General features: G+C 72.8%; 12 protein-coding genes. 7 read left to right on the top strand and 5 right to left on the bottom strand.

Features of this window, described 5'->3' with window-relative positions; all coding sequences use genetic code 11:
• Window positions 1–100 precede the first annotated feature (100 nt).
• The 3 genes from der to LUU90_RS21065 all read left to right on the top strand — a co-directional run bounded on the left by der (window position 101) and on the right by LUU90_RS21065 (window position 4,412).
• Window positions 101–1,648, top strand: coding sequence for a ribosome biogenesis GTPase Der (der, locus tag LUU90_RS21075; RefSeq protein ID WP_275005906.1), 1,548 nt, complete (start codon window positions 101–103; stop codon window positions 1,646–1,648).
• Window positions 1,649–1,878: 230 nt separating this feature from the next.
• A complete protein-coding gene (gene lgt / locus LUU90_RS21070) occupies window positions 1,879–3,063 on the top strand; it encodes a prolipoprotein diacylglyceryl transferase (RefSeq protein ID WP_275005904.1) in 1,185 nt (394 codons plus the stop codon).
• Window positions 3,064–3,167: 104 nt separating this feature from the next.
• A complete protein-coding gene (locus tag LUU90_RS21065; protein ID WP_275005903.1) occupies window positions 3,168–4,412 on the top strand; it encodes an MFS transporter in 1,245 nt (414 codons plus the stop codon).
• Window positions 4,413–4,429: 17 nt separating this feature from the next.
• Here the strand turns inward: LUU90_RS21065 and LUU90_RS21060 are convergent, their stop codons facing one another.
• Window positions 4,430–5,059, bottom strand: a complete 630-nt coding sequence (locus LUU90_RS21060; RefSeq protein WP_275005901.1) for a hypothetical protein — start codon at window positions 5,057–5,059, stop codon at window positions 4,430–4,432.
• Window positions 5,060–5,142: 83 nt separating this feature from the next.
• The gene (locus LUU90_RS21055) at window positions 5,143–5,781 is read right to left on the bottom strand and encodes a hypothetical protein (RefSeq protein WP_275005899.1); all 639 of its coding nucleotides are present in this window, start codon (window positions 5,779–5,781) and stop codon (window positions 5,143–5,145) included.
• A 77-nt stretch (window positions 5,782–5,858) separates the two neighbouring features.
• Here LUU90_RS21055 and LUU90_RS21050 point away from each other — a divergent pair, with 77 nt between their 5' ends.
• From LUU90_RS21050 to LUU90_RS21040, 3 genes are all read left to right on the top strand, one after another.
• Window positions 5,859–6,806, top strand: a complete 948-nt coding sequence (locus tag LUU90_RS21050; RefSeq protein WP_275005897.1) for a hypothetical protein — start codon at window positions 5,859–5,861, stop codon at window positions 6,804–6,806.
• A 129-nt stretch (window positions 6,807–6,935) separates the two neighbouring features.
• The gene (locus LUU90_RS21045; protein WP_275005896.1) at window positions 6,936–7,763 is read left to right on the top strand and encodes a mechanosensitive ion channel family protein; all 828 of its coding nucleotides are present in this window, start codon (window positions 6,936–6,938) and stop codon (window positions 7,761–7,763) included.
• A 149-nt stretch (window positions 7,764–7,912) separates the two neighbouring features.
• On the top strand, window positions 7,913–8,398 hold the full coding sequence (locus LUU90_RS21040) for a DUF1269 domain-containing protein (protein WP_275005894.1): 486 nt from the start codon (window positions 7,913–7,915) through the stop codon (window positions 8,396–8,398).
• 24 nt (window positions 8,399–8,422) lie between these two features.
• On the opposite strand, the gene LUU90_RS21035 is transcribed toward LUU90_RS21040, so the two are convergent.
• Window positions 8,423–9,115, bottom strand: coding sequence for a FadR/GntR family transcriptional regulator (locus LUU90_RS21035; RefSeq protein WP_275005893.1), 693 nt, complete (start codon window positions 9,113–9,115; stop codon window positions 8,423–8,425).
• A 147-nt stretch (window positions 9,116–9,262) separates the two neighbouring features.
• Here LUU90_RS21035 and LUU90_RS21030 point away from each other — a divergent pair, with 147 nt between their 5' ends.
• Window positions 9,263–10,492, top strand: a complete 1,230-nt coding sequence (locus tag LUU90_RS21030) for an aminotransferase class V-fold PLP-dependent enzyme (RefSeq protein WP_275005892.1) — start codon at window positions 9,263–9,265, stop codon at window positions 10,490–10,492.
• A 66-nt stretch (window positions 10,493–10,558) separates the two neighbouring features.
• Here LUU90_RS21030 and LUU90_RS21025 read toward each other — a convergent pair whose 3' ends face one another.
• Both LUU90_RS21025 and LUU90_RS21020 read right to left on the bottom strand, forming a co-directional pair.
• Complete coding sequence (locus LUU90_RS21025) at window positions 10,559–12,214, bottom strand: glycoside hydrolase family 13 protein (protein ID WP_275005890.1); 1,656 nt, start codon at window positions 12,212–12,214, stop codon at window positions 10,559–10,561.
• A 102-nt stretch (window positions 12,215–12,316) separates the two neighbouring features.
• Window positions 12,317–13,510: an ROK family protein gene (locus LUU90_RS21020; protein WP_275005888.1), complete on the bottom strand. Its 1,194-nt coding sequence runs from the start codon at window positions 13,508–13,510 to the stop codon at window positions 12,317–12,319.
• Window positions 13,511–13,553: the final 43 nt, after the last annotated feature.

Genomic DNA, 13,553 nt, shown 5'->3' with positions numbered 1-13,553 from the left:
TGCCCGGGTCCGTGGGCCGGGGAGCGCTGGGGCCGAGGAGCGACGCAGGTCATATGACCGCGAGGCGGCCTGAGCGCGTCAGGCCTGCGACAATGGGGGTATGACCCACGACTCCTCTGCATCGGAGGCTGCTGCGCTGGACGCGGCGGCCCGAGATGATGCTGCCCTGGACGCGGCCGCCCCGGCCGCACCCGACCTCGATCTCGCGGAGACCGAGGACGACGTCGCGCGCGAGCGTGCGCTGCGCGTCGGCCTCGAGGAGTTCGAGCTCGACGAGTCGGACCAGGCGCTGCTCGACTCCGAGTGGAGCGACGAGCAGGCGGCGGCCGAGCAGGCGCTACCGGTGCTGGCTATCGTCGGGCGCCCGAACGTCGGCAAGTCGACACTGGTCAACCGCATCCTGGGCCGCCGTGAGGCGGTCGTCGCCGACAAGCCAGGCGTGACGCGCGACCGCGTGTCGTACCCGGCGGAGTGGGCCGGCCGCCAGTTCATGCTCGTCGACACCGGCGGCTGGGAGGTCGACGTCGCCGGCATCGAGTCCAAGGTGGCGGAGCAGGCCGAGGTCGCGATCTCCCTGGCCGACGCCGTGGTGTTCGTGGTCGACGCGACCGTGGGCGCCACCTCCACCGACGAGCGCGTCGTCGAGCTGCTGCGCCGCTCCGGCAAGCCCGTGGTGCTGTGCGCCAACAAGGTGGACGGCGCGTCCGGCGAGGCGGACGCCGCCTACCTGTGGGCGCTGGGCCTGGGGGAGCCGCACCCGGTGTCCGCCCTGCACGGCCGTGGCACGGGCGACCTGCTCGAAGCCGCCGTCAAGGTGCTGCCGACGACGTCGGAGCACGGCACCCTGCGGCCCGCCGGCCCGCGCCGCGTTGCGCTCGTCGGGCGCCCGAACGTGGGCAAGTCGTCGCTGCTGAACAAGATCGCCGGGTCGGAGCGAGTGGTGGTCGACGAGGTCGCCGGCACCACGCGCGACCCGGTCGACGAGCTGATCGAGCTGCGCGGCATCCCGTACTGGTTCGTGGACACGGCCGGCATCCGCCGTCGGGTGCACCAGACCAAGGGCGCCGACTTCTACGCCTCGCTGCGCACCGCGGCCGCCATCGACAAGGCGGAGATCGGCGTGGTCCTGGTGGACGCGTCGCAGCCGCTGACCGAGCAGGACATCCGCGTGATCCAGCAGGTCGTGGACGCCGGCCGGGCGCTCGTCATCGCGTACAACAAGTGGGACCTCATGGACGAGGACCGCCGTCCCTTCCTCGAGCGCGAGATCGAGCAGGAGCTCGTGCAGATCGCGTGGGCGCCGCGCGTCAACCTGTCGGCACGCACCGGCTGGCACAGCGAGCGGCTGGTCCCGGCGATCGAGCGCTCGCTCGCCTCGTGGGACCGCCGTGTCCCGACGGGGAAGCTCAACGCGTTCCTCGGCGAGCTCGTGGCGGCGCACCCGCACCCGCTGCGCGGTGGCAAGCAGTCGCGCATCCTGTTCGCCACGCAGGCCTCCACCAGGCCGCCGCGGTTCGTCATCTTCGCCACCGGGTTCATCGAGGCCGGCTACCGCCGCTTCATCGAGCGCCGCCTGCGGGAGACGTTCGGTTTCGAGGGCACGCCGATCGAGATCTCGGTGCGCGTCCGGGAGAAGCGCAAGCGCTGACCGCGGCGGGCCTCCCGGCCCCCGTCACCGTCCGGTGCCGCGGTCCGGTGTCGCTGTTCCGTGTCGCCGTCCGGTGCAACCGACCGATCTCGCGGAACCTCCGCTGCTACCCAGTTATTGGGCCCAGAAGTCACGTGACTTCTGGGCCCAACCGCTGGGCAGGGGCGGAGTTTTTTGTGCGCGCCGAGCTCGATGCCCACGATGTGGGTCAGTCGCGGTACCTTCGGGTCGTGCTTCCGGCCAGTATCCCCAGCCCTGACCCGGTGTGGTCCCAGATCCACCTGGGCCCGCTCACCATCCATACCTACGCCCTGTGTCTGCTGGCCGGCATCGCCGCCGCCGCGTACATCACGGACCGGCGCCTCCGCGCACGCGGAGCCGCCCCCGGGCTCGCCCTCGACATCGCGATGTGGGCGGTGCCGATCGGCATCGTCGGCGCCCGGATCTATCACGTGCTCACCCACCTCGGGGACTTCACCGGTCCTGGGGTCGACCCGTGGGCATGGATCCGGATCTGGGAGGGCGGCAACGCCCTGTTCGGGTCCTTGCTCGGCGGCGCCGTGGGAGTCTGGATCGGCTGCCGACTGACGGGCCTGCGGTTCTGGTCGTTCGCCGATGCCCTGGCTCCCGGACTGCTCGCCGCGCAGGCGATCGGTCGGCTGGGCAACTACGTGAACCAGGAGCTGTTCGGCCTGCCGACCACGCTGCCCTGGGGCCTGGAGATCCGGCCCGACGCGCCGATGTTCCCCGACTGGGCGGACCCCGGCACGCTGTTCCACCCGTTGTTCCTGTACGAGATGATCTGGAACGTCATCGGCATCGCGCTGCTGCTGACCATCGAGCGGCGGGTCGTCCGCCGGAACGAGGCACTGCTGGCCGACGGCGGTACGCCCGGTGCCGGACTGCGCTGGGGCCGCATGTTCGGCCTCTACCTGATCTGGTACGGGCTGGGCCGCAGCTGGCTCGAGGCCATCCGTATCGACCCGACGAGCGACGCCCCGCTGGGTGTCCCGGCGAACATCTGGACGTCGGGGGTCGCGGTCCTGCTGGGCATCGTGATCGTGGTGGTGCAGGGGCGGCGGCACCCGGAGCCCGAGCCGTCCGTGTACCAGCCAGGACGGGAGCCGGAGGACGAGGACGCCGAGGCGGTGTCCGAGGAGGCGGCCGAGGCTGACGCCAAGGACGCCAAGGACGTCAAGGACGTCAAGGACGACGAAGCCGAGGCTGACACCGCAGACGACGCCAAGGACACCGACGACGCCGCGGGCCGGGTGAGTGCTGTGCCGTCCAAGAGCACCGCGTCCAAGAGCACCGCGTCCGAGAGCGCCGTCTCCAAGACCAGCGCGCCCAAGAGCACTACGTCCGAGGCCCCAGCCGAGGGCACCGACGCGACTGGTTCCTCCGACAGCAGGTAACCACCGCTCTTCCGTCTGTCACCCGTGGGGCTGTGACGTGCCTGTGCGCACGCTCACAGTCCCACGGGTTGTTCCTCCGGGTGCCGGCTACGGAGGATGAGGTCATGCCACGTTCGCGCCCCGGGGAGTCGTCTGCCGCGTCCCCGCTCCCGGTGGGGCGGCGGACCTGGTGGCCGGTCGCCGCCGTCCTCCTGGCGGTGGCCTGGGGCGGCAACGAGTTCACCCCGCTGCTCGTGATGTACCGCGAGCAGGGCGACATGGGGCCGGTCACCGTCGACGCGCTGCTCGCCGTCTACGTGTTCGGTCTTGTTCCCGCGCTGCTGCTGGGCGGGCCGATGTCCGACCGGTTCGGCCGTCGTCCGCTGCTGCTGCCCGCGGCGCCGGTCTCGGCGCTCGGTTCGCTCGTGCTCGCGCTGGATCCGGCCAGCCCCGTGGTGCTCGGGATCGGCCGCCTGCTCTGCGGCGTCGCGCTCGGGCTGGCCATGGCGGTGGGCTCCACGTGGCTCACCGAGCTCAGCGCGGCCTCCGGCGACCGTGCGGCGGGGCCTCGGCGCGGGTCTCTCTCCCTGACCGCGGGGTTCCTCTCGGGAGCGGGTGTCGCCGCCATGCTCGCGCAGTTCGCGCCCTGGCCCACGCTCCTCGCCTACGTCCTGCACGCCGCCGGCTCCCTGGTCGCCGGCCTGGTGCTGTTCCGTGTCCCCGAGACCCGGCAGAGCCTCCCGAGGGGCGAGCGGGCCGCACTGCTCGACGACCTGCGCATCACCGCCGTCCGCCACCCGCGCTTCCTGCGCGTCGTCGTGCCGCTCGCACCCTGGGTGTTCGGTTGTGCCGGATGCGCGTTCGCGGTGCTGCCGAGCCTGCTCACCGACCGCGTCGGCGGCTACCCCATCGCCTTCGCGGGGGTCATGGCCATCCTCGCGCTCGGCTGCGGCATCGGCATCCAGGTGGTGGCCCGCCGGATCGACACGCCTTCGTCGGCCCGGGCCTCGATCGTGGCCCTGACGATCGTCGGCGTCGGGATGGCGCTGGCCGCCTGGGCGTCCACCGTGCTCTCGCTGCCGGTGGGCGTCGTGGCGGCCGTGGTGCTCGGGACGGGCTACGGGCTGGCGCTCGTCGCCGGGCTGAGCGAGGTCGCGCGGATCGCGGGACCGGGGCAGCTCGCGGGGCTGACCGCGGTGTTCTACTCACTGACCTACCTCGGGTTCTTCGTCCCGATGGTGCTGGCCTGGCTACGTGACACCTGGTCGTACGGCGAGATGTTCGGCTTCGGGGCGGTCGCCGTCGCGTTGTGCCTGACCGTGGTCGCGTTCTCCTCGCGCACGGCGCTCCCGGGCGGGATCCGGCGGTAGACACCAGCCCTCGACGGTCATTCGGGGAGCACCAGCTCCGCTACGCCGTCGTGGTCACAGGTGCGGCGCCCCTCCGGGCTGAACGTGATGACGTCCCTGCCACCCGAGTCGGCCCTCAGCACGTACTCACCGTGCACGAACACCGTCCGTCTCGCGGAGAGGTACCTGGCGCACTCGGCAGTGCCCTCGGCGACGGTCGTGGACGACGCAGGGACCTCGTCGTAGAGGAACGGCCCACCGACGTAGAAGCGCCACGACGGGCCGTACGTAGAACCGGTGTCCATGATGACCACCCGGTGCCCGAGGGGCCGGTCGAGCTCGCGCAGGGTCACATACCTGTGCTCCGCCGGCAGCAGCGTGAGGATGCCCATCACGAGCACGCCGACGGCGGCAGCCAGGATCACCGCGCAGAGGAACAGCGCCGCCATGGCCGCGGTGAATGCCTCGTACCCGATGACGAACAGCCGGAACCCGGCCACTCCTAGCACGACGGCGCACAGGCCCGTGACGAGCCACAACAAGGGGGCCAGGGTCTGCCCGTCCAGGAGCCTCGCGACCAGGAGGAGCCGACCCTCGTTGACCACGCGCCAGACGGCTGCGCCGGCGAGTGCGGTGGCGACGCCGCTCAGCACTGCCGTCGTCGCCATCCGTCTCGCCCGCTGCCGGGCCGTGGGCGCGCCGCTCCAGTCCTCCTGCGCGCCCGCCACGTCTGGCCGCGGCGCCGGCCGGTTCAACTCGAGCCCGTGCCGGTCTGTGCTTCAGCAGGCCCGGGCCCGCTCCCTTCCGAGCGCGGGTCCCTGACGGGAGCGACGATCAGGACCCGCCTGGCCGCCTCGAGCCCGGCCCAGGCGTCGGCTGCGTGCGTCCAGCGCGGGTACCGCACCTCGGCGTCGTCGAGCTCGCCGCGCTTGACGGCCAGCGCGTACAGGCCGGTTCGCAGCATGATCGGGTCCAATGCGCCACGGACCTTGAACTGCGCGATCGCCGCCGCGATGATCCTGTTGGTCTCGTGGTAGACGTGGTGCGCCGCGTCCGAGCCGCCCCACGCGGCGAACCAGTCGTCGACGACGTCCGATTCGCCCGACCACAGTCCGTCGGTGATGCCTTCGGTGTCCCAGTCGCCGAGCGAGCTGATCACGATGTGCGGGAGCTCGTCGTCGGTCATGCCCGCGCGGTACCAGTCCTGTACGGAGCCGAGCATGTCGGATCCTGCGTCGTTGCCGAACGGCGCGAACTCGTCGCCCTTGTCGTAGAACTGCGGGGGCGCCACCCGGGCGAACGCAGGATGGCTCGTCTCGGGCGTAGGGCCGTCACCACCCTCTGGATCGTCGAGCCACAGGGCCTCGCTTCGCCGGTTCGCCGTCGTCACCGGCGGATCGTCCCACACGCACGGTGAACCACTGGGGGGATTCCGACATTTCACCCCTGCGCGCTATCGTTCCAGCCGTGAGGGAGAACCCGAGGCCGACACGACACATCGAGCACGTTGATCTGGGACGCCTCGGCAGTCCCGTGCCGGGTTCGGTCAGCGGTCCGGCGTGGGACCTGGTGGCGCAGTCGGACCGGCCCGAGCAGCCCGACCAGCCCGACCGGTCGGGTGCGCACCTCGGCGGTGAGCCGGAAACACCGTCGTGGGACGCCGCTGAGCCCAGGCCCGCATCGGCGGACGCGCCCGTATCGCCTGCTCTGACCGCGCCAGCCGATCTGACCGCGCCAGCCGATCCGACCGGGCCCCTCGCCGGGGTCTCGCGGAAGCGGGTGGCGATGGCGGCCGGCGGGGCCGTGCTCGCGGTGTTCGCACTGGGTATCGGTGGGCTGGCCATGCTGTGGGGGGACCGCCCGGACACCGACACCAGCGGACCGGTCGAGTGGGCGGCCCTCGACCTGCCCTTCATCATCACGGACGACGACGACCCGGCCCGCACGGACCGTGATGCGGAGAACCGGCCGCGCGGCACGGACCAACCCGAGGGCGGCGAACCTGGCCCGGGCAGTGCGGTCGAGGGCGGGGGAGCGACGACGCCGTCGGATGCCCTGCCGGATCAGGACGGCACGAGCGAAGGTGGTCCGGGAGCTGCCGCACCTGGTTCGGACGGGAGCTCGGACGGGAGCTCGGACGGGAGCTCGGGCGGGTCCGGTGCGGGCGGCCCCGGCGGCGGCTCCGGAGGTGGGGGCGGTAGCGGGGGCGGCGGCAGCCCGGACGGCGGCACAAGGCCGACCACCGGCGCGCCGTCTCCGACGTCGGCCCCGACCGATGGGCCCACCTCGAGGCCGACCCCCGACCCGACCGCCACGGCGACGGGCGGGCCGACCCCGGACCCGACGCCGAGCCCCAGCGTGTCGCCCACGTCCACACCTTCCGGCGCACCGAAGCCCTCGGCCACCGGGGCCTGATCGGGATGTGATCGGCGCGCGGCGCCTTCCACCCGAACGTACCCTCGGAGGCAGTGCCGGCTCCGACGACGAGGGGTGCCGAGCGTCGCACACGGTGGCGTGGCCGTAGCGGCCGGAAGGGAGACTCCCGTGGCCGACGCGCTCGCCCACTTCTTCTCGACGGACGACCTCGACGGCTGGGACGTGCTCTTCGCCGCGCTGACCCTGCTCGGTACCTGGCTGGCCACCCGGTACGCCCGGCGGGCGGTGCTGGCCGCGACGGCCCGGATCAAGGGCCTCACGCCCCAGGTCCAGGACCTGGTGCTGGGCACCGTCAACTATCTCGTCCTGCTCGCGGGGATCGGTCTCGCGCTCACGTTCCTCGGGGCGCAGACCCAGCCGATCCTCACCGTCGTCGTCGTGGTCGGCATCGTGGTGGTCCTGACCATGCGCGGTCTCGCCGACAACTTCGGTGCCGGCATCCTGCTGCAGACCAGGATGCCGGTCAAGGTGGGCGAGGAACTGGTCTTCGGCGACTGGACCGGCGTCGTCACCGCCCTGAACAGCCGTGCGGTGGTCCTCGAGACCTACGACGGCGTCCGCGTGCACGTGCCCAACTCGGCGGTCATCTCCCAGCCGCTCGTGAACGGCACGGGTACCGGGGCGCGACGCAGCGTCGTCGAGGTGCGGCTCGCGGACCTGCGCGACGACGAGATCGACGGCGTCCTGCTGCCCGCGGTGTCGGCCGCACCCGGGGTGCACGCCGCACCCGCACCCGACGCGCTGCACGCCGCCGCGGACTCCGCGCGCACCACGCTCCTCGTGCGCTACTGGCACGGCTCGCTCGACGGGTCGGCGGTGACGTCGGCCGTCGTCGCCGCGCTGGGCACCGCACTTCGTTCGCGGGGCGCCGCGTGGGCCGTCGACGCGCCGCCGCCCCGAGCCACCGAGCGGTATGTCCCGTCGCCACCCGTCTGAGCGCCCCTCCGCGCACCCCGCTCGCGCACCCCGCCCGAGCACCCCGCCCGCGCACCCGCTGGCCGCCGTCCGTCTCGACGCGCGCACCACGTGACCGGGTGCCACCATCGAGTGAGTATGCGCCGACGCCTCGGGAGGACGAGACCACGATGACCATGTTCACCGTCTGGAAGTTCGACAGTCCCGAGGGTGCGGCGGAGGCCGCCTCGATCCTCAAGAGCGCCGCGTCGGACGGGCTGATCACCGTGGTCGACCACGCGGTCGTGTCGTGGCCCGTCGGTCAGGCCAGGCCGACCACGAAGCACGCGCACGACGACGAGCTCCGCGGCGGCGGATGGGGCGCCTTCTGGGGCCTCCTGCTCGGCGGGCTGTTCCTCCTGCCGGTCGTCGGTGCGGCGGCGGGCGCGGCGATCGGTGCGCTCGCCAAGCACACGGAGGCAGTCGGGATCAGCCGCACCCAGCTCGAGACGATCCGCGAACAGGTCACCTCCGGGACGTCCGCCCTGTTCGCCGTGACCCAGGACGGCGACACCGACCGTGTCGGGGAGCGATTCAACGGCCTGCACGGCACGCTGATCGCCACCAACCTCACCGATGCTGAGCGGGCCACGCTGCTGGAGACGTTCGGTTCCTGACTTCCCCCACCGGGGGCCGCCCTGTCAGCCGATGATCTCCGGCGCCGGTCGGTGCTCGCGCAGCCACACCTCGCTCTGTGCGACGTGCGCGGCGGCCGCGACCGAGGCCGCGACCGGATCGTGCGCTGTCACGGCGCCCAGGATCGTCCGGTGTCCGGCGTCCGAGATCCGCTTGGTCTCGTCGGTGAGGGGCACCGGGTAGGCGCGTGAACGCGACCGGAGCACCGACACCATCGCGCCGAGCGACTCGTTGCCGCCGAGCCGCGCGACGGCCATGTGGAACTCGTGGTCGAGCGCTGACTGCTCGTCGACGTCCGTACTCGTCTCAAGCCGGTCGAGGATGGTGCTCAGCCCGGAGACCGCGGCATCGTCGCAGCGCGCGGCGGCGAGGGACGCGGCGTGCGCCTCCAGGACCCGCCGCAGCTCGAAGAGCTCGAGGATCGACTCCAACGGGAGCAGCCCGACGGTGAGGGCGAGCGTCCTGATCATGTCGGCGGCGCGCAGCTCACCGACGAAGGTCCCTGCCCCGCGCCGGGTCTCGACGACGCCGAGGGCCGACAGGGTGCGGATCGCCTCGCGGATGGACCCGCGTGAGACGCCGATCCGTTCGCTCAGCACGCCCTCGCTGGGCAGCCGGTCGCCGGGCTGGAGCGAACCGTCGGCGATCAGGGTGCGTAACCCGTGGAGGGCGGTCTCGACTGCGCTCACGTCGTGCATGCCCTCAGGATGTCAGGTTCCCGCAGACGGTGCGGATCTTCACGCCGGTAAAACCTGTCCTACAGATCGCCGCTTCTACGCGACTCGGCCTAGCGTTTTCGGTGATCGGCTGCCATGGTTGTCCGACGACAGTCAAAGGGGGCATCGATGGACCCGGTACGGACCGCTCCAGCACCACCGCCGGTACACCTCGCGTCCGGAGGGCCGGCTCGCGACGCCTGGCCGCTGGACGAGGCGATCGCACACCTCAACCACGGCTCGTTCGGAGCCGTGCCCACCGAGGTGGTGCGTCACCAGGAGGACCTGCGCCGACAGGGCGACCTGAGCCCGGTCGGCTGGTTCCCCCGGCTCCCCGAGCTGATCGCCGCGGCGCGCCGTGAGGTCGCACCGTTCGTCGGCGCCCGGGCCGAGGACACCGTCTTCGTACCCAACGCGTCCGCTGCCGCGACCGTCGTGTTCAACGCCCTGCGCCTCGAACCCGGCGACGAGATCCTCGTCAGCGACCATGGCTACGGCGCGGTCACGACGGGGGCCCGCCGGCTCGCCCGCCGCTACGGCGCCCGGGTGCGGTCGGTCGCCCTCCCGCTGGCCGCCGACGCCGACGAGGTCGTCGAGCGGTTCAGGGCGGAGCTGACCGACGCCGTACGCCTGGTCGTCGTCGACCAGATCACCTCGCCGACCGCGCGCCTGCTCCCGACGGCGCGGATCACCGAGCTGGCCCACGAGCGCGGGGCTCGTGTCCTGGTGGACGGCGCCCACGCGCCCGGTCTCGTCGAGGACGCCGCCGCCGGCGCGGGCGGGGACTGGTGGTTCGGCAACCTGCACAAGTGGCCCTGCGCGCCACGCGGCGCCGCCCTGCTCGTCACCGAGGCGGCCGACCGGGACGACCTGTGGCCGCTCATCGACTCGTGGGGCGCCGAGGAGAGCTACCCCGAGCGGTTCGACACCCAGGGGACGATCGACGCGACGAGCTACCTCGCCTCGCCCCTGGCCATCGACTTCGTCGAGCGGGAGTACGGCTGGGCACGGACGCGCGAGACCATGACGGCACTCGCCGACCACGGCGCCGCCGTCATCGGCGCGGCCCTGCAGCCCTTCGTGGACGCACCGGTGGCCACCGACGTCGGCATGCCGGTGGTGTCGATGCGGCTGCTGCGCCTGCCGGGCGGGCTGGGGCGGGATCGCCGCGACGCCGACGAGCTGCGGATGCGGCTGCTCGACCTCGCCGGTATGGAGTCGGCCTTCACGAGCAGCGAGGGCGTCGGCTACCTGCGCCTCTCCGTGCACCTGTACACCGAGCAGCGCGACTTCGACGCCTTCGTCGACCGCGCGGTTCCCCAGATCCTGGCGTTCGCCGAAGAGCGCCGCGGCGGCTGACCCGCGCCCGGACGGCGCCCCACCCGCCATCACCCGAACGAGAAGAAAGAGGGCGTCATCCGGCGCTCAGTGCGCGCGCAGCCACGCCGTCGTCGAGCCCGGCAGCAGGCCCCCGGGCAGCGGCTCGCTCGCGAGCAGCACCTCGCCGTCGGGCAGCGGCACCGCGTCAGGGCCGAAGTTGGTCACGACGTGCCAGCCGTTGGGGCGCGCGAAGTGCACGACGTCGGCGGCTGCGGCGACCCACTCGAGCGTCTCGTCGGTCTGCAGGTCGTGCCGCAGCGCGAGTGCCGCACGGTAGAGCTCCAGCGTCGACCCGGGCGCGCCGTCCTGCGCCTCCACCGACAGCTCGCCGAAGCTCGCGGGCTGGGGCAGGTGCGCGCCGTCGTCGCCGAAGCCGAAGGACGTGCCCTCGCGGGTCCAGGGCAGGGGCACACGGCAGCCGTCCCGCCCGACGTCGACGCCGGGGTTGCGGAAGAACGCCGGGTCCTGGCGTTCCGCCGCAGGGATGTCGGGGACCTCCGGCAGACCCAGCTCCTCGCCCTGGTAGAGGTAGGCGCTGCCCGGCAGGCCGAGCATGAGCAGCGTCGCCGCGCGGGCACGGCGGAGGCCCAGCGCGACGTCGGCGACCGGCTCCGTGCCGCCCGAGAGCAGCCAGTCGCGCCCCTGCTTCACGGTGCTCCCGTCGCGGGGCGGCAGCGCGTAGCGGGTCGCGTGGCGTACGACGTCGTGGTTCGAGAACACCCATGTCGTCGACGAGCCGGACGCCGCCGAGAGGGCCAGGTTGTCCGCGATGATGGTCCGGAACTGCTCGGCGTCGAAGTCGGACTCCAGCAGGTCGAAGTTGAACGCCTGACCGAGCCCCTCGGCGCTCGCGTACCGGGGACGCCGGGGGGTCGAGACCCAGGCCTCCGCCACCGCGAAGCGGGGCGGGGTGTACTCGTCGAAGACCTTGCGCCAGTCGGCGTAGACCTCGTGGACCTCGTCTCGGTCCCAGAGCGGGTGCGCGCCGGGCTCGGTGATGGCATCGATCTCGGCCTGTGTCGGCAGGGACTCGCCGAGCTCCTTGGTGAGGGCGTGCGCGACGTCGATGCGGAACCCGTCGACACCCCGGTCGGACCAGAACCGCAGGGTCGTGCGGAAGTCCTCGCGGACCTCCTCGTTGTCCCAGTTGAAGTCCGGCTGCTCCTTGGCGAAGAGGTGCAGGTACCACTGGCCGTCGGGTACCCGGGTCCAGGCGGGACCGCCGAACATGCTCGTCCAGTCGGCCGGCGGCTGTGCGCCGTCGGGCCCGAGGCCGTCCCGGAAGATGTAGCGCGCGCGCTCCGGGCTGCCCGGCCCCGCGGCCAGCGCCTCCTGGAACCAGACGTGCTGGTCCGAGGAGTGGTTCGGCACGATGTCGACGATGACGCGGATGCCCGCCGCGTGCAGGGTCTGGACCATCTCGTCGAACTCGTCGAGCGTGCCGATCCTCGGGTCGACGTCGCGGTAGTCGGCGACGTCGTATCCGCCGTCGGCCAGCGCGGAGGGGTAGAAGGGGCTGAGCCAGACCGCGTCGACGCCGAGCCCCTGGAGGTAGGGGGCCCGCGAGATGATGCCGCGCAGGTCGCCGATGCCGTCACCGTTCGCGTCCGCGAAGCTGCGCGGGTAGATCTGGTAGACGGCCGCCTGCCGCCACCAGGTGGGGTCGTCGAGGAGCTGGCGAGCGTGGGGGTTGCTGGTCACGGGTGCTGGTTTCCTTTGCGGTAGGGGACTGGTGGCCGGTCACTCGAGCGCAGGAATGCCGTGCACACCAGCGTATGGGCGCTGGGTCGGCGGGGCAGCCGGTCAGGCGGTCAGGGCGTCGATCGCCGCGGGGGACAGCACGTGGTCGACCGCCATGGCGCTCGCGCCCAGCACGCCTGCCCCGCCGCGCGCGCGGGAGGCGACGATGCGCAGGTGCTGGGTGGCCAGCGGCAGGGACCTGCGGTACACCGCCTCGCGGATGCCGGCGATCAGGTGCTCGCCGGCATCCGCGACCACGCCGCCGATCACGATGACCGACGGGTTCAGCATGCTCACGCACGAGGCCAGGACGCCGCCGATGTCGCGACCCGCCTGCCGGACAGCCTGGCTCGCCGCCGCGCCGCTGGCACGGACCAGTGCGACGACGCCGGCGCTGTCGGCGGCGTCGAGTCCCTGGGCCGAGAGCGCCGCCGCGACGGCCTGACCGCTCGCGACCGCCTCCAGACAGCCGGTGTTGCCGCACCGGCATGGCACGTGGTCGGCGCCCGGGACGGACATGTGCCCGACGTCGCCCGCCGCGCCCTGCGCGCCGCGGCGGAGGGCGCCGTCGGCGATGATCCCGGCGCCGATGCCGGTGGAGACCTTGACGAGCAGCAGGTCGGAGACGTCGGACCAGGCGGTCCGGTGCTCGCCGAGCGCCATGATGTTGACGTCGTTGTCGACGAGCACGGCGACCCCGAACTCGGCGCCGAGGATGCCGGGGACGTCGACGTCGTCCCAGCCGGGCATGATCGGCGGGTTGATCGGCCGACCGGTCGAGTGCTCGACCGGTCCCGGCAGCCCGATGCCGACGCCGGCCAGGTCGGCGGCGTCGCGGCCGGCGGCGGCCAGCAGGTCGCGGCCGGCCCGGGCCACCCAGGGCAGGACGACGTCGGGGCCGGCGGTGATCGAGAAGGGCTCGTCGCTCGCCGCGAGCACGGTGGAGGCGAGGTCGGTGACGGCCAGCCGGGCGTGCGTGGCGCCGAGGTCGACCGCGAGGACCACCCTGGCGGCAGGCTGGAAGGCGAAGGTCGCCGGCCGCCTGCCGCCGGTGGAGCCCGCCATGCCCGCGGGGCCGATGAGCCCGGTGCTCATGAGCGCGTCGATCCGCGACGCGATGGTCGACCTGGCCTGGCCGGTGATGGCCACCAGGTCGGCGCGGGTGCGCGGCTCGCTGTCACGCAGCAGCTGGAAGAAATCACCGGTGCCCAGGGACAGGGGCGCGGGCGCGCCTCTCGGGGGGTCGTCGATGGGCATGGGCAACCGCCTCCCGGGTGAACTTTGGCCGCGCATCGGCAAA

It is taken from the genome of Promicromonospora iranensis, from assembly GCF_028994775.1.
Taxonomy (GTDB): Bacteria; Actinomycetota; Actinomycetes; order Actinomycetales; family Cellulomonadaceae; genus Promicromonospora; species Promicromonospora iranensis_A.
Note: the sequence above shows the minus strand (reverse complement) of the source record. Positions and strands in the feature narration are given on the sequence as shown.

Coding starts and splice junctions, on each gene's coding strand:
- der (WP_275005906.1), top strand. CDS start 101: ATGACCCACGACTCCTCTGCATCGGAGGCTGCTGCGCTGGACGCGGCG.
- LUU90_RS21065 (WP_275005903.1), top strand. CDS start 3,168: ATGCCACGTTCGCGCCCCGGGGAGTCGTCTGCCGCGTCCCCGCTCCCG.
- LUU90_RS21060 (WP_275005901.1), bottom strand. CDS start 5,059: ATGGCGACGACGGCAGTGCTGAGCGGCGTCGCCACCGCACTCGCCGGC.
- LUU90_RS21040 (WP_275005894.1), top strand. CDS start 7,913: ATGACCATGTTCACCGTCTGGAAGTTCGACAGTCCCGAGGGTGCGGCG.
- LUU90_RS21035 (WP_275005893.1), bottom strand. CDS start 9,115: ATGCACGACGTGAGCGCAGTCGAGACCGCCCTCCACGGGTTACGCACC.
- LUU90_RS21030 (WP_275005892.1), top strand. CDS start 9,263: ATGGACCCGGTACGGACCGCTCCAGCACCACCGCCGGTACACCTCGCG.
- LUU90_RS21020 (WP_275005888.1), bottom strand. CDS start 13,510: ATGCCCATCGACGACCCCCCGAGAGGCGCGCCCGCGCCCCTGTCCCTG.